Origin of the sequence: Halomonas sediminis (assembly GCF_044871105.1) — a bacterium.
Classification (GTDB): domain Bacteria; phylum Pseudomonadota; class Gammaproteobacteria; order Pseudomonadales; family Halomonadaceae; genus Vreelandella; species Vreelandella zhuhanensis.
This window is the reverse complement of record NZ_CP085246.1, coordinates 3,415,512-3,433,504: the sequence shown is the minus strand read 5'-3', so window position 1 is coordinate 3,433,504 and position 17,993 is coordinate 3,415,512. Positions and strand designations below refer to the sequence as shown.

The window sequence follows — 17,993 nt, the reverse complement described above, 5'->3', positions numbered from 1 at the left end:
GCGGGTATGGACGACTCGAGCATTCACAACTGCTTGAACGTTCACAAGTGCTTGAGCAGTTTCTGTAGCTTGGTCATGTCGGATGAGTCGCCGACCAAGCGTACCTTGCCTGTCATCATGCCATCGAGAAAGGCTTTTTGGGTGGGTTTCTTGAGTATTTCTAGTGCGGTGTCCTGGTCATCGAAGCGTAGCTCGAGATCAAGATCCACCGGCAGTCCTTTGCCGGTGATAATACCTCTGGGCGTCATGCGGTAATAACGGGCGACCGTCAGGTCTTCCGTAGCAACGCCCCAATCCAGGCCGCGCATGCGCTCAAGTTGCTCGCGAAAGCGCGGCTTGCGACGCAGGGCTCGCTTGAGCAGAAAGCCCAGGAACCACAGCGTCAGTTTCAGCTTCATCAGGAAACCGCGTCCTTGAGCGCTTTGCCGGGCTTGAACGCTACGTTCTTGCTGGCGGGGATCTGCAATGGCTCGCCGGTTTGCGGATTCTTGCCGGTACGAGCGGCACGTTCACGCACAGTGAAAGTACCGAAGCCGATCAAGGCCACGTCATCGCCCTGGGCGACACTGTTGGTGATTTCGTCGAGGATCACGTTAAGTACCTGGCCGGCTTTATCCTTGGACAGATCGGCACCTTCGGCAATGGCAGCAGCGAGTTCGGGTTTGCGCATGGGGGACTCCGTTGTAGCGATGGCAGTGGTTAAATAAAATGCTTGTTGCTAACGAGGCGTTAGAACGACAACCCGGGTAACAGCAAGTCGAGCGTAACAGGCTTACCCAGCCTAGCCTTGAATGTAACGAAAATCAGCCTAGCAGTGCTGGTGCCGCTCTGGAAAGCTCCACTTTCCTTCTCACGCAGCTGCCTGTCAACGCAAAACCAATCAAACGTCCGTCTTTGTCTTCGGCCAAGGCACTGAAATTGCGTCCTTCGCCTTCGATTCGCCAGTGCGCAGGCCGCTGAAGTGGCGGCAAGGCAACTACCGGTAGCAGCGGCGTTTTCACGATGACCGGCCAAGCGCCGAAGCTTACCTTGGTGGGCGTGCCGCTCAGGGTGGCTGCCAGTGCCTTGGCGCTGGCTTGTAGCGGCTGAACGTACATGGCATTGAGGCTATCCACGCAGGCTGCATCGCCTAACGCATAAATTCCGGGCTGGGAGGTTTGTAGGGTACGATCCACGTGAATGCCGCTGTCATCGGCATGGATGCCGGCACGTTGCGCAAGCTCGCTGCGCGGTGCAAGGCCGGTGGCCATGAGCACGATATCCGCCGTAACGATGGCCGCATTATCCAGGTGAATGCTGACGTCGTTGCCGGAGAGGGCCAGCTCGTTGATGGTGCGTCCCAATTCAAGGTGAATACCGGCCTCGACGAAGGCGCTGCCCAGTGCCTTGCCTAACGGAGGTGGCAATAAACGGGGTAAGGGCGCGGCCTCCGGGGCGATAATACGTACCTGATGCCCACCGGCATGCAAGTCGTTGGCGAATTCACAGCCCACCAAGCCGGCCCCAATGATCGCCACCCGCACTGAACCGTTAATTTGGCTCAGGGCTGTGTGAAATCGATGGTAGTCGTCAAGGTCGTTGATCGTGAACAGGCGCGAGGTTAGCGCTTCAGGAATCACAAAAGGTACCCGCGGTGCGGCACCGGTGGCCAGCACCAGGTCGCTATAGGCTTGGTGCGTATCATCGGCGAAAAGCAGTTCACGCCGCGCAACATCGATGCCAGTGACCGAGGTATGCGGCATTACGCTAATATCGAGTTGTGTCGCCAAGTCAAAGGCAGAGCGTACCGCGAGGCTTTCAGGCGAAAGCCCTTTGGCGAAACCGGTAGAGAGCAGCGGTTTGGAATATTCGTTGCCGCTGTCACGACTGATCACGGTAATCGGACGTTGGGTATCGTGTTTTCTGAGGGCGCGTACCAGGCCGACACCGGCCATACCACTGCCGACTATCACCAAGGGGTGGTTGGAAGCGTGCATAGTTTCACCTGAAAAACCTGTTTGGCCACCATGTTACACTAGGCGCACGGCTATTTTTTGCGGAGAGCGCAGTGACGCTTGATGTTATTTTTCCTGTCTGGTGTCCGGTGGCAGCGGCGCGACCGGCCATGAGTCATGCTTGGTGGCAGTGGGTCGCATCCACCGATTCGCTGACCACACGCTTGACCCGAGCGGGCAAAGAACGAGCTTTTCGCGTCAAGCTGCTGCGCCAGGAAGTGGGGCGCCCTTTACCCGATGAGGCTCGGACGCTGGGAATTCCCCTGGGCCGGCATGCCTGGTTGCGGGAAGTGGCGCTGTGCCTGGACGAGACGCCTTGGGTGGTGGCTCGCTCGGTGGCGCCGCTTTCCCAATTGCGCGGGCAACGCCTGGAGCGGCTTGGGGAACGTTCGCTGGGCAGCTGGTTGTTCCAGCAGCCGGATCTGGTGCGCGGCCCCCTGGAGGTCAGCAATCACTCGGCCCGCTTTGCTCAGGCGGAGCTTGTTCAGGCAAAAGGCCCTTGGGCACGGCGTTCGGTGTTTCGCCATGGCGCTCTGTCGTTACTGGTGCAGGAATATTTTTTGACCGAAATGGCGGATGAACTGGCGCTGCCTTCGCGCTAGGCTACTCTCTCGATGGGTTTTTCTATTCACGCTCAATGGTTTTTATTCACGAGGTAATCATGGATCGTTCCCTGCTGCGGCCTTCGGGACTGGCGCGCGTGCCCGATTTCTTGCACCTGATGCGCCTGGATCGCCCGATCGGCACTTGGCTTTTGATGTGGCCGACGCTCTGGGCGCTGTGGGTGGCCGCCGAGGGGATTCCCGGTCGCGATGTATTGCTGATCTTTATCGTTGGGGTTTATCTGATGCGTGCCGCCGGTTGCGTGATCAATGATTACGCCGACCGACACTTCGATGGCCACGTCAAACGCACCAAGCATCGCCCCCTGGCGACCGGGCGTATCGGGGAGGGTGAGGCGCAGGCATTGTTCGTCATGCTGGTGCTGGCGGCCTTCGTGCTGGTGTGGTTCACCAACCTGTTTACCGTCATGCTGTCGCTGGTAGGGGTGGTGCTGGCGTTCATCTATCCGTTCATGAAGCGCTATACGCATTTTCCTCAGGCATTTCTGGGGGCGGCGTTCTCTTGGGCGATTCCCATGGCCTTCGGCGCCGTTCTGGGTCACGTGCCCCTCGAAGCCTGGCTGTTGTTTGCCGCCAACGTCGCCTGGACGGTGGCTTACGATACCCAGTACGCCATGGTCGATCGTGAGGACGACCTGAAAATCGGCATCAAATCGACCGCCGTACTCTTCGGCCGGGCCGATCGTCTGATGATCGGCGTACTGCAGTTAGTCACCTTGTTATTGCTGGGTTGGGTGGGTGTTCGCCTGGCGCTGGGCGGTTTTTTCTGGCTGGGGCTGGCCGCCATAGCGGCGACCTTTATCTATCAGCAGTACCTGATTCGCGATCGTCAGCGTGACCGTTGCTTTCAGGCGTTTTTGAACAATCACTGGTCGGGTCTGCTGGTCTTTGCCGGCATCGCTCTGAGCCTGTGGCCGAGCGGCACATAAAGGCCGCTCGGGCCAGGCGTGCCTCAGTGCTGACCGTGCTCCATACCCATTGAGCTATCTTCCGGTGGGGCCTGTACGTCAACTTCCACTTCAATATCGCCGCGGTGAGCAAACTCAAGCGTCAGCGGAAAGCGCTCGCCTGCCTGGAGTGGGCTGACCAGGTTCATCAACATCAGATGATAGCCGCCGCCGGGGCGCATAACTTGGGTCGTGCCGGGTTCCACTTCGAGCTGCTCGATACGGCGCATGCGCATGATGCCATCGTCCATGCTCATGTCGTGTATTTCCACGCTCTCACTGACGGGGGTACGGGCACCGACGAGGACCGCCGGGGTATCGTCTTCCACGCTAATGGACAGGTACGCCGCACCATGAGGCACGCTGGGTGGCGTAGGGGTGGCAAACGGGTGCAACAGACGTAGCCCTTCAGGGCTTACATCCTGAGCCTGCGCGCCACCCGCGGCGAGCAGGCCTGCGGTGACAAGAGCCACAAGAGAAAAGCGCATCATGAATTGTCCTGGGTAAGTGAGCTTGAGCAAGTGAGCAGTGAATTGCCAGACGACATCATAGCGCTGCCATCCAGAAAAAGGCGTTACTGGGTCACCATGTCGCGTTGCTCACGATAATGGCGATCCCACATCAATACGGCACCAGCCACGGCGCCGGGAATCAGGAAGAGGTTGGCCAAGGGTAGCCAGGTAATCAGGATGACCAGCCCGCCGTAGCTTAGGCTCTGCCACCAACGGGCGTTTAAACGTTTGCGCATCTCGGCGAAGGTAACCTTGTTGTTATCCATCGGATAGTCAAGGTAGGTGATCGCCATGACCCAAGCGGAAAACAGCGCCCAGAGCAAGGGGGCGAACAGGTTGAGACCGGGAATCCAGCTAATAAAGAACAGCAGGACGGCCCTTGGTAAAATATACGCCAGCTTGACCAGTTCGCGCCCCAAGGCATCCACGGCCGTTCTGGCTAGACCACGATCATCCAGAGGCTGACGTCCGGTCGCCTGAATTTCTACCTTGGCGGCCAGGAAACCGTAAAAAGGGGCGGCGATAAAATGCGTGACCAAGGTAAAGGTGAAGAACACCACCACCACCAGGCTCAGCATGAATAACGGCCAGATCAGCCAGGATAGCCAGTCGAGCCAAGCGGGCACCATGGCCATCCATCCTTCGAGCCAGCCGCCGAAGTGAGTAATGACATAATGCAGCATACTCACATAGACCAGCAGATTGACCAGGATGGGAATGAAGACGTAACGGCGTAGCCCCCGGCTATAGACCAGGCGGGTTCCCCGAAGGAGGGCGGTGGAAGCATTCAGCATGGGTGGTGTCCCAGAAGAGGAGCAATATAAATACATTGAGCACTAGCCGTGTGGGACGGAGGGTCTTCACCACGTCTGGATCCTGTGCTTTACTGAAGACTCAGTTTACTGCAATGCAGCAAATCGAGCCAAGAGGCATCCTACCGCACTTTTACGCCATGTTGCCGGGGTTGTGATAGTCTCGCACCCGATTTGGATTACCCTTTTTCTCTTGTATAACAATAACCTTGTAAAGCGAAGCGACCATGAACGTTCTTGAAACCGATCTGGATGATGCACCGGCTCCCCAAGGGCAGCTCACCTTGAAGCTTCTGGCAGCGCGCCAGGATACCAATTTATACGGCGATATTTCCGGGGGCTGGCTTGTCAGCCACATGGATCAGGCCGCAGAGCTTGCCGCGGGACGCAAAGCCGGTGGGCGTACCGCAACGGTGGCTATCGAAGCCATGGATTTCCTGAGCCCGGTGCGGGCAGGGTCAATGGTGAGTGTTTATACGGCGGTGCGTGAGATTGGCCGCAGTTCAATCAAGATAGACGTAGAAGTGTGGGTGCGTCCGCCTCATGGCTGCAGCCTGGACGAACGTCAGAAAGTCACCGAGGCCCGCTTCGTGATGGTGGCACTGGATGATAATGGTCGGATTCGCGCTGTACAGGATGACAACGCTTGAGCCACCAATAAGGGCGCCCGGAAGGCGCCCTTGCTCTGCCATGGCGGAGCCTCTACTGACTGTCTCGCTAGTGTCAGGAAATGACGTTATCGCGGTTTTTCAGGTAAGCGTATTCACTTATGTCGGTGAACGGACGCACCAGCTTCTGGAAGGCTGCGTAGGATTCGTAGACCATGCGTGATTCCTCGTCGGCCTCGACCTGCTGTTGAATCGCCATCTGCGATGATTCATACAGGGCCTGCATGACGTCTTCTGGGAAAGTGCGCAGCTGGACGTTGTGTTCATTGACCAAAGCGTCCAGGGCCTGCGCATTGCGGAAGGCAAATTCACTGATCATTGCCAGGTTGGACGCGCGAGCGGCTTCAGTGACAATCGCCTTCAGATCGTCGGGCAACGCATTCCAGGCATCCAGATTGACGGTGCCTTCCAGAATTGCGCTGGGCTCGTTCCATGCCGACGTATAGTAATAATCCGCCACCTGGTGCAGGCCGAAGGCCAGGTCGTTATACGGACCTACCCAGTCGGCGGCATCCAGGACGCCAGTCTGCATGGAGGTGAATATTTCCGAGCCCGGCATGTTCACGGTGGTAACGCCGATGCCGTTCATGGCTTCGCCGGCAAGCCCGGGCAGGCGGAGCTTGAGTCCCTGCATGTCTTCAAGCGAGTTGATTTCTTTCTTGAACCAGCCCGCCATCTGGGCACCGGTATTGCCGACCGCAAAGGGTTTGAGGTTGTGCTTGGCGTAGATCATGTCCCACAGATCCTGCCCATCGCCATGGTACAACCAGGCGTTGGTTTCGGTGGTATTCATCCCGAAAGGCACGGCGGTGAAGAACTGGGAGGCGGCGACCTTGCCGCGCCAGTAATAAGAAGCCGAGTGCCCCATTTCAGCGGTGCCCGCCGCCACGGCGTCAAAGACTTCCATCGCAGGCACCAGTTCACCGGCGCCGTGTACGCGAATACGCATGCGTCCGCCTGAAAGCGCTTCGATACGTGCAGCGAAATCATTGGCACCGGTGCCGAGCGCCGGAAAGTTCTTGGGCCAGGAGGTGACCATATCCCAGGTGATGGTTTCCTGGGCACTGGCAGTGGAAACAAAGGGCGCGGCAGCGACGCCGGCGGCACCGATACCGACGGTCTTGAGAAAGTTGCGACGTTGCATCATGGCAGAGTGACTCCGGAAATTGTCTGATTTTTTATACATATACACAAGATGACATGCATATGTCCGGCGATCAGTATGCGTCATGGCGGTTTTGTCGGGCAAGCAGATTACCCCACTCAAAGGGGCGTCAGCTTGGCAAAGCCCAGCACCAGCCACTTATCGCCTTCGCCTTCGAAACTGACGTGAACCCGCGCTCGCGCCCCTTCGCCTTCGGCATTGAGAATCACGCCTTCCCCGAACAGGGGATGGCTGACCCGCTGGCCTACATGCAGGCTGGGCAAATCATCACCACCATCAACGCCTTGCTGAGCAAAAGGTGACGGGCGGGAGGCGGTGACCGGCCGAGAGATCTGGCCGCGCAGGCGCACTTCCTCCAAAAGATGCTCGGGAAGTTCGCGCAAAAAACGCGAGGGCCGCGGAAAAATCTCCTTACCGTGCAGGCGGCGCGTTTCAGCATGAGTCAGGTAAAGCTTATGCATGGCGCGGGTCACACCCACGTAACACAGGCGTCGTTCCTCTTCGAGGCGGCCGGGTTCCTCCAGCGACATCTTGTGAGGAAATAACCCTTCCTCGACGCCGGCGATGAACACCACGGGAAACTCCAGGCCTTTCGCCGAATGCAGTGTCATCAGCTGGACACTGTCCTCGAACTCATCGGCTTCATGATCGCCGGCATTGAGTGCCGCTTCCGACAGGAAGGCTTCCAGGGCGGCCATGCCTTCCCCCGCCACCGGCGGTTCGAAGATGTCACCCTGGGTGAAGGCCCGACCGGCGGTGACCAGCTCTTCGAGGTTTTCCACCCGGGCCTGGCCTTTCTCACCGCGCTCGCTCTTGTGATGTTCGATCAAGCCGGTATGGGTGATCACATGATCGATGATTTCATGCAGGGAGAGTCCGGCACAGTCGTTGTCCAGGCGCTCGATCAGGTTGGCGAAGGCCTGGATGGCATTGGCGGCGCGGCCCTTGAGCGTGGCGTCGGCCAAGGCATCGTGAAGCGCCTGCCATAACGAGACATTTTCCGTGCGGGCACGAAAGCGCAGAATTTCCACCGTGCGGGTACCGATACCCCGGGTGGGCACGTTGATCACCCGCTCCAGCGAGGCATCGTCGTCGCGATTGAGCAACAGGCGCAGGTACGCCAGGGCATTCTTGATCTCGAGGCGCTCGTAGAAACGGTGGCCGCCATAGATGCGATAAGGCACCCCTTGGCGGATCAGGCTTTCCTCCAGCAGGCGAGATTGGGCGTTGGAACGGTAGAGAATGGCAATCTCGCGGCGCAGGAAACCTTCGGCGACTTTTTCCTTGATCGTCTCGACGATGAAACGCGCTTCTTCCAGGTCGTTGAAACCGGCATAGATCGAAATCGGCTCGCCCTGGGCGCCTTCGGTCCACAGCTTCTTGCCCATGCGCTCGCTGTTGTGGCTGATCAGGGCATTGGCGGCATCCAGAATTGCGCTGGTGGAGCGGTAATTCTGTTCCAGGCGCACGGTATGGGTGCCGGGAAATTCCTGCTCGAAGCGGCGGATGTTTTCTACCTTGGCACCGCGCCAGCCATAGATCGACTGGTCGTCGTCGCCCACCACCGTCATCGGCGTCTGTTGGCCGGTAAGCAGCTTGAGCCAGGCGTACTGCAGGGTATTGGTGTCCTGAAACTCGTCCACCAGCACATGGCCGAAACGTTCGCGGTAGTGGGCCAGAAGCGTAGGGTTATCGCGCAGCAGCTCCAGGCTTCGCAGCAGAAGTTCACCGAAGTCGACCAGCCCACCCCGCTCACAGGTCAGCTGGTAGCGTTCGTACAATTCGACCATCTGGCCCAGATAGGCATCGCCGTGAACGTCCACCTGTTGGGCGCGCAGGCCTTCTTCCTTGCAGCCGGAAATGAACGACTGCACCTGGCGTGGCGGAAAGTTCTCCACGTCGATCGAATAATCCTTGAGAAGCCGTTTGACCAGGCGTAGCTGGTCGTCGGAATCGATGATCTGAAAATTTTGCGGCAGACGCGCCGCCTGCCAGTGAGTACGCAAAAAGCGATGGGCGATGGAGTGAAAGGTGCCCACCCATACATGGCGCAGGGATATGCCGAGAAGTACTTCCAGGCGGGTACGCATCTCGCGGGCGGCCTTGTTGGTGAAGGTCACCGCCAGCAACGCATAAGGCGAAAGGCCTTCGGCCTGCATCAACCAGGCAATGCGATGTACCAGCACCCGGGTCTTGCCCGAGCCTGCACCGGCCAACACCAGAAGATTACCCTGGGGGGCGCTGACCGCCTCGCGCTGGTCGGGGTTCAAGGAATCGAGAATCGCCGTGACGTCTTCCATACAGGCCGCTGCCGGGTCGAAAATGGGCGCTCATTCTAGCACAGACGCCGTTGGGTCTTGGCGTTCATCCTTCTTCGGGAAAGCGCAGCGGGGTGAGGCTTTTCTTCACTGCCTTGAGCTGTTGCGCCAACTTGGGTCCGCGGGTTTTGGCCACGCCCACGGCAAGCACGTCTATCAGTACCAAATGCGCAATGCGTGAACTCATGGGAGTGTAGATTTCCGTGTCTTCGTGGACGTCGATATACAGCGGCAGGCTGACTTCCTCGGCCAACGGCGAGCCACTGGGGCATAGGCCAATCACTGTGGCACCCGCTTCCCGTGCCAGGCGGACGCTGGCGACCAGTGCCTTGGTGCGCCCGGTCTGGGAAATTGCCACCACCACATCGCCTTCCTTGAGGGTCACCGCCGACATGTTCTGCATGTGCGGGTCGGCGTAGGCGGACGTGAAAATCTGCAGCCGAAAAAACTTGTGCTGGGCATCAAAGGCCACTGCGCCCGAGGCGCCGAAGCCGTAGAATTCGACGCGGTTGGCCATGGCCAATGCATTGACCGCACGCCCCAGGGCATCGTTATCCAGGCGGTCACGTATGGAAAGCAGGGTACCCACGGTGGAGTCAAAAATACTGTAGGAGAATTCTGCCACCGAGTCGCTATCGTTCATCGAGAATTGGGCGAACTGGCTGCCGGTGGCCAGCATCTGGGCCAGTTGCAGCTTGAAGTCCTGAAAACCATTGCAACCCAATGCTCGGCAAAAGCGCACTACCGTGGGTTCGCTGACCTTGGCCTCGGTGGCCAAGTCGACAATCCGCATGTGGATAACATCATCGGGGTTGCGCAGCACAAAGCGTGCCACTTTTTGCTCGGAGCGGCGAAAGTGCTCCATGCGGCGTCTCAATTCATCGAACAGGGCGCGACTCACGTTCAGCTCCTCGGTAATGATACATAAGCGACGCCGGTCGACCGACGCCCGTCACAGTATGCCTGACTGATGGCAGAAATGGGCAGGGAAAGTGGCCGCTTGGAGGAGACAGCGACATGGGCAGCCGCTGTGCACAAGGGCGTTGCTGTGAGGTAACGCAAGGTTCTTTCGAGTCGCGGCGACCAGACGGTGACGTTCTGCTATCGCTCAATCCCCCGGTCCGCACTCCATGCAGTGCTCGATGATTTCCGGCCCTTTGCGGAGGTCGGCATTGAGGTCATACAGGGCGCTACGCAACCCTTCTTCCAGCACCGGGTGATAAAAGGGCATCTCGAGCATCCGGCTCACGGAAAGCTTCTGTTCCAGCGCCCACGCCAGCAGGTGCGCCATATGTTCGATTTGTGGGCCGAACAGTTCCGCGCCCAGAAACTGGCCGCTGCCATGTTCTGCATAGAGGCGTAACATGCCACGCGTTTCGCGAATGACCTTCGCGCGGCCCTGTTTCTTGAACGTGATTTCCCCCACCGCAATGCAGCCATGACCGCCATAGCACTGTTCCAGCTCCTCGCGGCTGGAACCTACCGTGGCTATCTGGGGGTCGGTGAAGACGATAGCCAACGCCACATTGCGTTGAGTGACTCGGCAGTCCGGGTAGCGTCCGGCATTAGCGCCAGCAATGCGTCCCTCATTGATGGCTTCATGCAACAGGGGAAGTTCCTGGTCGGCATCGCCGGCAATGAAAATATGGCTTGGCTCACCGCTGGCATCCAGGCATTGCAGAGTGAATCGATTGAAGCTGGGGACTCCCTTGTCATCGAGCGCCAGGCCGGCATTTTCCAGCGCAAGCTTATCGAGATTAGGGCGTCGGCCGGTAGCGGCCAACAAGTAGTCGAAGCGTTCAGTCAGGCGTTGGCCAGTATCGCGTTCAAGGAAGGTAACCACGACTTGGTCGCCTTCCCGCTCGATGCTTTCCACCTTGGCATCCGGGTCGAGATAAAACTCCGCCTTGAAGGTCTGATCGGCGTAGTCACGCAGGGTGTCGTCCTGAAATGGCCCCAGGCTGCCACCGATACCGAACATGCGTAACCGCACTCCCAGGCGATGCAGGGCCTGGCCCAACTCCAGCCCGATGATACCGGGGCCGAACACCGCCACTGATTCGGGTAGATTGTCCCAGTCGAAGATATCATCGTTGACGATCAGCCGGTCTCCTGCGCCTTCGAAGCTGTCTGGCCAGGTAGGGCGTGAACCGGTGGCGATGATAATATTACGCGCCCGTACCCGGCTATGCTCACCGACGGCCAGGGTATGGGCATCGATGAATCGGGCATGACCTTCCAGGCGTTTGGCTGCATCAATACGTTGCATGGACGTCAGGACGCTATCGACAAAACCGTCACGCTCATGCTTGACGCGTTCCATCACCGCGCGACCATCGATCGTTACGTTATCCACCTTTACGCCGAACCCTGCTGCATCACCCACCTGATGCGCCCTTTCAGCAGCAGCAATCAGTAATTTCGAAGGCATGCAGCCTACCCGGGCACAGGTGGTGCCGTATTCTCCTTCTTCAATGATCACCACGTTATCTGTGTATTTATTGGCAGCATGCCAAGCACTCAATCCGGCGCTGCCGGCTCCGATGATGGCGATATCGACGTCTCGTTGCTGCATTTGACCTCCTCTAGCGTGACATTAGTTACCTGACGATGACATTGAAAAAATCGCTGAACGTTATGACGAATAAAACGTTAGGGGCGAATAGCGTAAACGAGCGTTGACGGAATCTCCTTTCCCGGAACGTTATCATTTCGTCAACTGGATTATAGTAAAAATGACGTGTCACGCTGCATCATCAGTAAATGATGCTACGCGGACAGGGGAATACAGGAATAGGCATCTGGAGGAGCGACGCTATGCGTAACGTCGAACGGTTAACTTCAGTCAAAAGTGAGCTTCTGGATATCTTCATGACGCTGGGACTTGATGAACATATTGAACGCCGTCGCCACGCCGCACAGCGCAATTTTCGCGCCCGTCGAGGAATAGAGTTGCATCGGGAATTTCAACAACTCTCGCGGGATATCGAGTTGCTACCCGGAGAAGAGGAAGATGCGCTGGAAAGCGAATTGCATTGAAAGGAGGCCTCGCCCGCTGAGTGACGAGGCCCTTTGTAGCCCGATAACTAACCTGGTAGTTAGCGTTAGAGCTTGTGAGGGCTTTAGATAAGCCCGGCGACAAACACGATGATCACGCCGATTGGCGCAATGAAGCGTGCCACGATATTCCACAAGCTGATGCCGGTGGCGGATAGCCCCAGTTCAGTTTCTACACTTTCACGCTTGAGGCACCAGGCGACGAAGACAATGGCACCCAGGCCGGTCAACGGCAGCAAGATCTTGCTGGTGAAGGTGTCCAGAAGATCGAAGATATTTAGCCCGATGATCTGGAAGTCCGCCCACACATTGAACGACAGCAGTGCCGCAACCCCCAGCATCCATACCGCAACGCCGCTGACCAGGGTGGCGCCGACACGTGCCAGGGAGGTGCGTTCCTCCATCATTTCCACTACCGGCTCAAGCAGCGAAATAGCCGAGGTCAGGGCAGCGAAGGTAAGCAGCAGGAAGAACATCAAGCCAAGTATGGTGCCTCCTGCCATGTTACCGAAGGCCAGCGGCAGGGTGACGAAGATCAATCCCGGCCCTTCACCGACACCCAAGCCATTGGCAAACACGATGGGGAAGATGGCCAGACCCGCAAGCAGGGCGATACTGGTATCCAGGATGATGACGGTACGCGCCGTGCTGATCAGATTGACGTCTTCTCCCAGGTAGGAGCCATAGGCCATCATGATGCCCATGCCCAATGACAGGGTGAAAAATGCCTGGCCCATCGCGGCCAATACGACGCCGCCATTCACAGCGCTCCAATCGGGGCGGAACATGAAGGCCAGCGCTTCGCCGAAGTGACCGCTGGCCACCCCATAACCCACCAATACCAACATCAGCACGATCAAGGCGGGCATCATCAAGCGTGCCGCGCTTTCCAGCCCTTTGGTCACGCCACGCGCCACAATCCCGATCACCAACAGCATGAAAGCCGTGTGCCACAGCAGCAAGGTGCCGGGGCTTGCCAGCATGCCGCCGAACAAGTCGCTGATGCTCTCGGCATCCTGACCATCGAAGGTTCCGATGACCGTGCCGAGCGTGTAGTTGAGCGACCAGCCGCCAATCACGCTGTAGAACGAGAGTATCAAGAATGCGGCCAGTACACCGCTGATTCCCACCAGCGCCCAGGCCGGCGACTTGCCGTGTTTACTGGCCAGCTCAGCCATGGAATTGATCGGGTTTTTCTGTCCCCGCCGCCCGATCATCCATTCGGCAACCAGCACCGGTAAACCGACCAGTGCTACGCAAGCCAGGTAGATCAGCACGAACGCTGCGCCGCCGTTGTCGCCCACCATATAAGAAAAACGCCAGATATTGCCCAGGCCTACCGCCGAGCCGGCAGCGGCTAGCACAAAGGTCATCCTGGATGACCATTGCGCATGTGCAAGCTTCGCCATACATCACCTTCTTGTTAGTTGAGTACCGTTTAGTCGAGTACTGTTTAGTTGGATAGTGAATTGCGTACCTCGGGCCAACGCCATAAAACGCTGCGAGGAAAACAACGGTTCGGAACGTCAAATTGAGATTAATTTCCGAAGTGGAGGCAATTTATCCGATCAAAGCAGTGTATGCCAGCGAAGCGGCCTGAAAATTTAACTTAAAACAGCCGGGTTTGCTGTTCGTCAAAAAAAGAGGGCAAATCGGGAAGGTGTGTTCTTGGCCAGTGGCTCATAGAGGCTACGTACCATATCGGGAGCTTCGCGGTTGTCTGCGGTATGCACAAGCAAGAAAATGGTTTTCCCCTGACTTATCCACAGGTTCAGGCATTTTTCCCAAGGCGCGAAATGACGCTTATTGATTAATTTGTCAATATGGCCAATGAACCTGATGGCCGGAGTATCTCGCGTGGAAAGCACGTGTAATGGGAGTTTGGGTTTTTCTTGTTGCGCTTTGACCAGGCCGGAATGGCCATGGAACGGCGTGGAGAACAAGGGGTATACATCCAGCATTACCCGATTGGCCTGATAAGTTATCAACAATCGGTTGAGGGCTTTTTCAGCCCCTCTCTTGTGGAAGAATTCCGAGTGATATACTTCCACGGCACCGGGTAGTTCACGCGGCCAAGCTGCTGCGCCCAGGTCGCTACGATGTCACTTCGTGGCGCGCCGCTATAAAAGGCCGCTATAAAAGATAGTATTGCCTTCTACGCTGGAAAACACCTTCATCGATTCCAGCGCAATGTAGCACGAGGAGACAAGGGTGGGGATCAACTGGCAATGGCTGGGTATGATAATGATAGGGGGCGCACTGGGCGGCATGCTACGTCTGGCAGTTTCCAATGCACTGGCGCGCCTGGTGGGCAGCCACTTTCCCTGGGGCACCCTGGGAGTCAACCTATCCGCTGCCGCCGCGATCGGGCTAGTGGCGGGGATGCTGCCAGCGCCTGATCTCAGTGCCCGGAGCCTTGTGTGGTATATGCTGGTCGCCGGCTTGCTGGGAGGCTATTCCACGGTATCGTCATTAAGCCTGCAAACACTGAGCCTATGGCAAAGCGGTAGGCATCAGGCGGCTATCTTCAATATGGGGGGTACCTGTCTGGGAGGACTGATGTTGCTGGCGCTGGGATACTGGTTGGGGCGAGCTCCATGGTGACGGCTACTGCCCTGAGGCGCCGTCGAGAGGTGATGATTTACCTTGCCGTCGGGCTGGGTAGCGCCTTGGGAACAGGCAGTCGCTATCTGGTAAGCATAGTTTCCCTGAATCTGTTCGGTGCTTATTTTCCCTGGGGCACCTTGGGCGTCAATCTACTGGGGTCGGCCTTGATTGCCGGCGTGGTCACTGCTGCTTACAGCCAAGGCTTCTTGACCCGCTGGCAGCCCTTTCTGGTAGCGGGGTTCTGCGGAGGCTTCACCACCTTTTCATTGTTCAGCCTGGAAGTCTTCGTGCTGTGGCAAGGCGATGCTGTCCTGTTGGCAGTGATCTACGCCCTGGGCAGCCCTTTTTTGTGGCTGGGAGCGGCTTGGTGCGGGCAACGTTTAGCGAAGCGACAAGCAATCTAGTGAATTCGGAGACTAAGACGATGAGTCAAGACAAAGTGCTGGTGCTTCACGGCCCCAATCTCAACCTTCTGGGAAGCCGGCAACCGGAGATTTACGGTTACGAGACCTTGGCCGACGTCAATCACACTCTCTATGAGAAAGCCACTCTCAATGGATGGGAGATCAAGGCGTTGCAAAGCAACCATGAAGGTGAGCTGATCGATGCCATCCAGGCGGCACGCCTTGATGAAACCGCTGCCATCATCATCAACCCGGCCGCCTATACCCACACCTCGATTGCGATACTCGATGCGCTGAATGCATTCGAGGGGAGAGTCTACGAGGTGCATATTTCCAATGTGCACAAGCGTGAAAGCTTTCGACATCACTCCTATGTCTCGCTACGTGCCGATGCTGTGATCGCCGGTCTGGGTACCCAAGGCTATCAGGCGGCGCTGGATGCTCTTATCAAAGCAGCAAGAACCTGAGTCTCGCTATTCAAAACACTTCGTCTTTCGAGCCAAGCGAGATAAAAAAGGGTGCCTTGCGGCACCCTGGCTGATTGAATTTTCCTGATCTGAGTCAGTTGCTTGCGGAATCGTTCTGGCAGACGCTCGAGAACAACCCGCTCTCGGGCATAAATCTATGCAGTTACAACGTATTATATAAAAAAATCTCTCTCATACTATTCTCTAGATGAGGCTATGAATAAAGTGTAATTCGTGAACTTAAAATTCTCATCCAAAATAATTAGCATTTTAAAAGAATAAATAGTATTTTCTAGATAAAGCGGAATACATTCCACTTCAGTGAATTGCATTTTTATTATTTAGCCAACGTCTCCTCTTTCACCACTTTTTTCTGTTTTCTTAACCTCTTGCCGGCTGTGGCGAGAAGACAAAGACTTCAAAACAATATCATTTGCTCTCCGGCGCTTTAAAGGGCCGGAAGTCAGTGAGTGCGCCTGTGACAGTTTTATAAAAATTTACGAATAAATTAATCAACAAGAGCCTGTGTTTGCCTACAGGCTTTAATCAATTCGAATATAAAATGCTAAGGAAAATTAGTATGGCGCATAAAAAGCTTATCCCCTTTGCACTACTAGTGTTAAGTCCAGGAGTTTTTGCCGCACAAGTTCCCGGTGCCACTCTACCCAATGCCGGCAGCCAGCTTCAACAGATCCCGCCAACACCGACTGTGGAGAGAGTTGCACCGGAAATTGACGTGCAACAGCCACAAGTACCGGTGATAGGGGCTTCCAGCACGGCAAAGATCGAGGTCAATTCACTGCACCTGAGCGGACAGAGCCTGTATTCCGAGAAGGAGCTGGTCTCCCTCACCGGCTTCAGGCCAGGGGCACAGCTCAGCCTTGGCGATCTACAGGCAATGGCCTCCCGGATCACCGATTTTTATCACCAGAACGGCTATTTTGTCGCGCAAGCCTACCTGCCTGCACAGGAAATAGAGGGTGGTGAGGTGACGATCGCGATGGTTGAGGGTCGTTATGGCGATATTACCCTACGCAATCAAAGCAATCTCTCGGACGGACTGGCCGATGGCCTGCTTGGTGGGCTCGACAATGGCGAGGTGATCCAGCGCGCGCCTCTCGAGAGCCGCCTCCTGCTGATGTCGGATATCCCCGGGGTCAACGTCCAATCGACGCTGGTGCCGGGTAGGACGGTGGGTGCGGCTGACCTGATCGTTGATGTCACCCCCGGACGGCGGGTGACAGGCAGTATCGATGCCGACAACGCTGGCAACTACTACACCGGCGAGGAGCGTCTGGGCGGAACGATTCATATCAACAATCTGGCAGGACGAGGCGATGTGGCCAGCCTGCGCGTGCTGAGCAGTTTCGACGGCCTTGATTATGCTCGCGCCGCCTATCAGATGCAGTTTGGCAAGGCGACGGCCGGCGTGGCCTACAGCCATCTTGAGTATGAGTTGGGCAAGGAATTCAGTGATCTGGGTGCCGAGGGCGATGCACAGATTGCTAGTTTATTTGGACGTTACCCGCTGATTCGCTCACGCCAGAGCAATCTCTATGCGCAAATTGGCTACGACTACAAGACCTTCGAAGACCGCTACGATCGTTTCTCCAGCGAAAAGAATGTCAATGTGGTGACGGCGAGTCTCCATGGTGACCACCGCGATAGTTTGGGTGCCGGCGGCCTGACGGCTGCTTCCGTCACCTTGCATGCTGGCGAAGTCGATATCGAAACGCCCTCTGTTCGCGATATAGATGCCATTACGGCAAAGACCAACGGTGACTACGAGAAAGTGAGCTTGAGCGTCATGCGCGTGCAGCAACTCACCGACATTTTCTCTCTCTATGGGTCGGTCAGTGCCCAGTTCGCCTCGGAAAATCTCGATAGCTCGGAGAAGATGTCACTCGGCGGCATGTATGGTGTGCGCGCCTATCCCCAGGGTGAAGCCTTCGCCGATGAAGGCTATCTGGCAACCCTCGAAGCCCGGCTGCTGCTGGCAGGCCTTTCCGAGCAGGTGCCAGGCAATGTACATCTGATCGGCTTTGTCGATGCGGGTACCGTCACTGTCCACAAGGATCCTTGGGGCGATTCTGAAAATCGTGCTGACAATGACCGGACCCTGAGCGGAGCTGGCGTGGGCGTCAACTGGATCGACTACGACAACTTTTCCGTCAAATCCTACTACGCCCATAAGCTGGGTAACGAAGAAGCCACTTCAGCACCGGATTCGGACGGTCAATTCTGGTTACAGCTGGTCAAGTATTTCTGATCGCTCTTTTCGATACATCAGCTCCAGCCGTTCAACAAGGCTTGTGACATATTCGGGGAAATATCATGAACAGGATCTACCAATCCATCTGGAAACAAAACATCGGCACCTTTGTCGCAGGATCCGAGTTTGCAAAGAGTGGCGGCAGGA

General features: G+C 56.8%; 19 protein-coding genes and 1 pseudogene. 9 read left to right on the top strand and 11 right to left on the bottom strand.

Translation table 11 applies throughout. The features are described 5' to 3' along the window. Nucleotides 1-41: 41 nt before the first annotated feature. The 3 genes from LG290_RS16265 to LG290_RS16255 form a co-directional block, all read right to left on the bottom strand. Nucleotides 42-398, bottom strand: a complete 357-nt coding sequence (locus tag LG290_RS16265) for a hypothetical protein (protein ID WP_499835676.1) — start codon at nt 396-398, stop codon at nt 42-44. Continuing rightward, complete coding sequence (locus tag LG290_RS16260) at nt 398-670, bottom strand: HU family DNA-binding protein (RefSeq protein WP_114485402.1); 273 nt, start codon at nt 668-670, stop codon at nt 398-400. Before LG290_RS16260 ends, LG290_RS16265 begins: the two co-directional genes overlap by 1 nt. 133 nt (nt 671-803) lie before the next feature. After that, nucleotides 804-1,976 carry an NAD(P)/FAD-dependent oxidoreductase gene (locus tag LG290_RS16255; protein WP_499835675.1) on the bottom strand — a complete coding sequence of 391 codons (1,173 nt, stop codon included), beginning with the start codon at nt 1,974-1,976 and terminating at the stop codon, nt 804-806. A 128-nt stretch (nt 1,977-2,104) separates the two neighbouring features. On the opposite strand from LG290_RS16255, the gene LG290_RS16250 reads away from it, so the two are divergent. Further along, a complete protein-coding gene (locus LG290_RS16250) occupies nt 2,105-2,596 on the top strand; it encodes a chorismate--pyruvate lyase family protein (RefSeq protein WP_499837132.1) in 492 nt (163 codons plus the stop codon). A gap of 59 nt (nt 2,597-2,655) precedes the next feature. Further along, nucleotides 2,656-3,546, top strand: a complete 891-nt coding sequence (ubiA, locus tag LG290_RS16245) for a 4-hydroxybenzoate octaprenyltransferase (RefSeq protein ID WP_499835674.1) — start codon at nt 2,656-2,658, stop codon at nt 3,544-3,546. 23 nt (nt 3,547-3,569) lie between these two features. On the opposite strand, the gene LG290_RS16240 is transcribed toward ubiA, so the two are convergent. Further along, the gene (locus LG290_RS16240) at nt 3,570-4,055 is read right to left on the bottom strand and encodes a copper chaperone PCu(A)C (RefSeq protein ID WP_499835673.1); all 486 of its coding nucleotides are present in this window, start codon (nt 4,053-4,055) and stop codon (nt 3,570-3,572) included. Between the two features lie 83 nt (nt 4,056-4,138). Beyond that, on the bottom strand, nt 4,139-4,870 hold the full coding sequence (cysZ, locus tag LG290_RS16235; protein WP_499835672.1) for a sulfate transporter CysZ: 732 nt from the start codon (nt 4,868-4,870) through the stop codon (nt 4,139-4,141). A 245-nt stretch (nt 4,871-5,115) separates the two neighbouring features. Here cysZ and LG290_RS16230 point away from each other — a divergent pair, with 245 nt between their 5' ends. Next, nucleotides 5,116-5,538 carry an acyl-CoA thioesterase gene (locus LG290_RS16230; protein ID WP_160418452.1) on the top strand — a complete coding sequence of 141 codons (423 nt, stop codon included), beginning with the start codon at nt 5,116-5,118 and terminating at the stop codon, nt 5,536-5,538. A gap of 73 nt (nt 5,539-5,611) precedes the next feature. Here LG290_RS16230 and LG290_RS16225 read toward each other — a convergent pair whose 3' ends face one another. The 4 genes from LG290_RS16225 to LG290_RS16210 form a co-directional block, all read right to left on the bottom strand. After that, nucleotides 5,612-6,700 (bottom strand): TRAP transporter substrate-binding protein, encoded by a 1,089-nt coding sequence (locus LG290_RS16225; protein ID WP_499837131.1) that lies wholly within the window; start codon nt 6,698-6,700, stop codon nt 5,612-5,614. A 119-nt stretch (nt 6,701-6,819) separates the two neighbouring features. Continuing rightward, on the bottom strand, nt 6,820-9,021 hold the full coding sequence (gene uvrD, locus LG290_RS16220) for a DNA helicase II (protein WP_160418451.1): 2,202 nt from the start codon (nt 9,019-9,021) through the stop codon (nt 6,820-6,822). A 64-nt stretch (nt 9,022-9,085) separates the two neighbouring features. Further along, a complete protein-coding gene (gene hexR / locus LG290_RS16215) occupies nt 9,086-9,940 on the bottom strand; it encodes a transcriptional regulator HexR (protein ID WP_160418450.1) in 855 nt (284 codons plus the stop codon). A gap of 207 nt (nt 9,941-10,147) precedes the next feature. Continuing rightward, on the bottom strand, nt 10,148-11,614 hold the full coding sequence (locus LG290_RS16210) for a dihydrolipoyl dehydrogenase (protein WP_499835670.1): 1,467 nt from the start codon (nt 11,612-11,614) through the stop codon (nt 10,148-10,150). Nucleotides 11,615-11,856: 242 nt separating this feature from the next. Here LG290_RS16210 and LG290_RS16205 point away from each other — a divergent pair, with 242 nt between their 5' ends. Further along, nucleotides 11,857-12,078, top strand: coding sequence for a PA3496 family putative envelope integrity protein (locus LG290_RS16205; protein WP_499835669.1), 222 nt, complete (start codon nt 11,857-11,859; stop codon nt 12,076-12,078). Between the two features lie 83 nt (nt 12,079-12,161). On the opposite strand, the gene LG290_RS16200 is transcribed toward LG290_RS16205, so the two are convergent. Further along, the gene (locus tag LG290_RS16200; RefSeq protein ID WP_160418447.1) at nt 12,162-13,505 is read right to left on the bottom strand and encodes a sodium-dependent transporter; all 1,344 of its coding nucleotides are present in this window, start codon (nt 13,503-13,505) and stop codon (nt 12,162-12,164) included. A 225-nt stretch (nt 13,506-13,730) separates the two neighbouring features. Continuing rightward, the gene (locus LG290_RS16195) at nt 13,731-14,147 is read right to left on the bottom strand and encodes a DUF72 domain-containing protein (protein ID WP_499835668.1); all 417 of its coding nucleotides are present in this window, start codon (nt 14,145-14,147) and stop codon (nt 13,731-13,733) included. 160 nt (nt 14,148-14,307) lie between these two features. Here LG290_RS16195 and LG290_RS16190 point away from each other — a divergent pair, with 160 nt between their 5' ends. The 5 genes and pseudogenes from LG290_RS16190 to LG290_RS16170 form a co-directional block, all read left to right on the top strand. Continuing rightward, the gene (locus LG290_RS16190; protein WP_499835667.1) at nt 14,308-14,700 is read left to right on the top strand and encodes a fluoride efflux transporter FluC; all 393 of its coding nucleotides are present in this window, start codon (nt 14,308-14,310) and stop codon (nt 14,698-14,700) included. Further along, nucleotides 14,694-15,107, top strand: a complete 414-nt coding sequence (locus LG290_RS16185; protein WP_499835666.1) for a fluoride efflux transporter FluC — start codon at nt 14,694-14,696, stop codon at nt 15,105-15,107. Before LG290_RS16190 ends, LG290_RS16185 begins: the two co-directional genes overlap by 7 nt. A gap of 20 nt (nt 15,108-15,127) precedes the next feature. Then, nucleotides 15,128-15,574, top strand: coding sequence for a type II 3-dehydroquinate dehydratase (aroQ, locus tag LG290_RS16180; protein WP_499835665.1), 447 nt, complete (start codon nt 15,128-15,130; stop codon nt 15,572-15,574). A gap of 580 nt (nt 15,575-16,154) precedes the next feature. Further along, on the top strand, nt 16,155-17,843 hold the full coding sequence (locus tag LG290_RS16175; protein ID WP_499835664.1) for a ShlB/FhaC/HecB family hemolysin secretion/activation protein: 1,689 nt from the start codon (nt 16,155-16,157) through the stop codon (nt 17,841-17,843). 65 nt (nt 17,844-17,908) lie between these two features. After that, nucleotides 17,909-17,983, top strand: a pseudogene (locus LG290_RS16170) (ESPR-type extended signal peptide-containing protein); the annotation flags it as partial. Nucleotides 17,984-17,993: the final 10 nt, after the last annotated feature.

Excerpts from the sequence above, each read along its gene's own strand:
- LG290_RS16265 (WP_499835676.1), bottom strand. The coding sequence starts at position 398 with ATGAAGCTGAAACTGACGCTGTGGTTCCTGGGCTTTCTGCTCAAGCGA.
- LG290_RS16260 (WP_114485402.1), bottom strand. The coding sequence starts at position 670 with ATGCGCAAACCCGAACTCGCTGCTGCCATTGCCGAAGGTGCCGATCTG.
- LG290_RS16255 (WP_499835675.1), bottom strand. The coding sequence starts at position 1,976 with ATGCACGCTTCCAACCACCCCTTGGTGATAGTCGGCAGTGGTATGGCC.
- LG290_RS16250 (WP_499837132.1), top strand. The coding sequence starts at position 2,105 with ATGAGTCATGCTTGGTGGCAGTGGGTCGCATCCACCGATTCGCTGACC.
- ubiA (WP_499835674.1), top strand. The coding sequence starts at position 2,656 with ATGGATCGTTCCCTGCTGCGGCCTTCGGGACTGGCGCGCGTGCCCGAT.
- LG290_RS16240 (WP_499835673.1), bottom strand. The coding sequence starts at position 4,055 with ATGATGCGCTTTTCTCTTGTGGCTCTTGTCACCGCAGGCCTGCTCGCC.
- cysZ (WP_499835672.1), bottom strand. The coding sequence starts at position 4,870 with ATGCTGAATGCTTCCACCGCCCTCCTTCGGGGAACCCGCCTGGTCTAT.
- LG290_RS16230 (WP_160418452.1), top strand. The coding sequence starts at position 5,116 with ATGAACGTTCTTGAAACCGATCTGGATGATGCACCGGCTCCCCAAGGG.
- LG290_RS16225 (WP_499837131.1), bottom strand. The coding sequence starts at position 6,700 with ATGCAACGTCGCAACTTTCTCAAGACCGTCGGTATCGGTGCCGCCGGC.
- uvrD (WP_160418451.1), bottom strand. The coding sequence starts at position 9,021 with ATGGAAGACGTCACGGCGATTCTCGATTCCTTGAACCCCGACCAGCGC.
- LG290_RS16210 (WP_499835670.1), bottom strand. The coding sequence starts at position 11,614 with ATGCAGCAACGAGACGTCGATATCGCCATCATCGGAGCCGGCAGCGCC.
- LG290_RS16205 (WP_499835669.1), top strand. The coding sequence starts at position 11,857 with ATGCGTAACGTCGAACGGTTAACTTCAGTCAAAAGTGAGCTTCTGGAT.
- LG290_RS16200 (WP_160418447.1), bottom strand. The coding sequence starts at position 13,505 with ATGGCGAAGCTTGCACATGCGCAATGGTCATCCAGGATGACCTTTGTG.
- LG290_RS16185 (WP_499835666.1), top strand. The coding sequence starts at position 14,694 with ATGGTGACGGCTACTGCCCTGAGGCGCCGTCGAGAGGTGATGATTTAC.
- aroQ (WP_499835665.1), top strand. The coding sequence starts at position 15,128 with ATGAGTCAAGACAAAGTGCTGGTGCTTCACGGCCCCAATCTCAACCTT.
- LG290_RS16175 (WP_499835664.1), top strand. The coding sequence starts at position 16,155 with ATGGCGCATAAAAAGCTTATCCCCTTTGCACTACTAGTGTTAAGTCCA.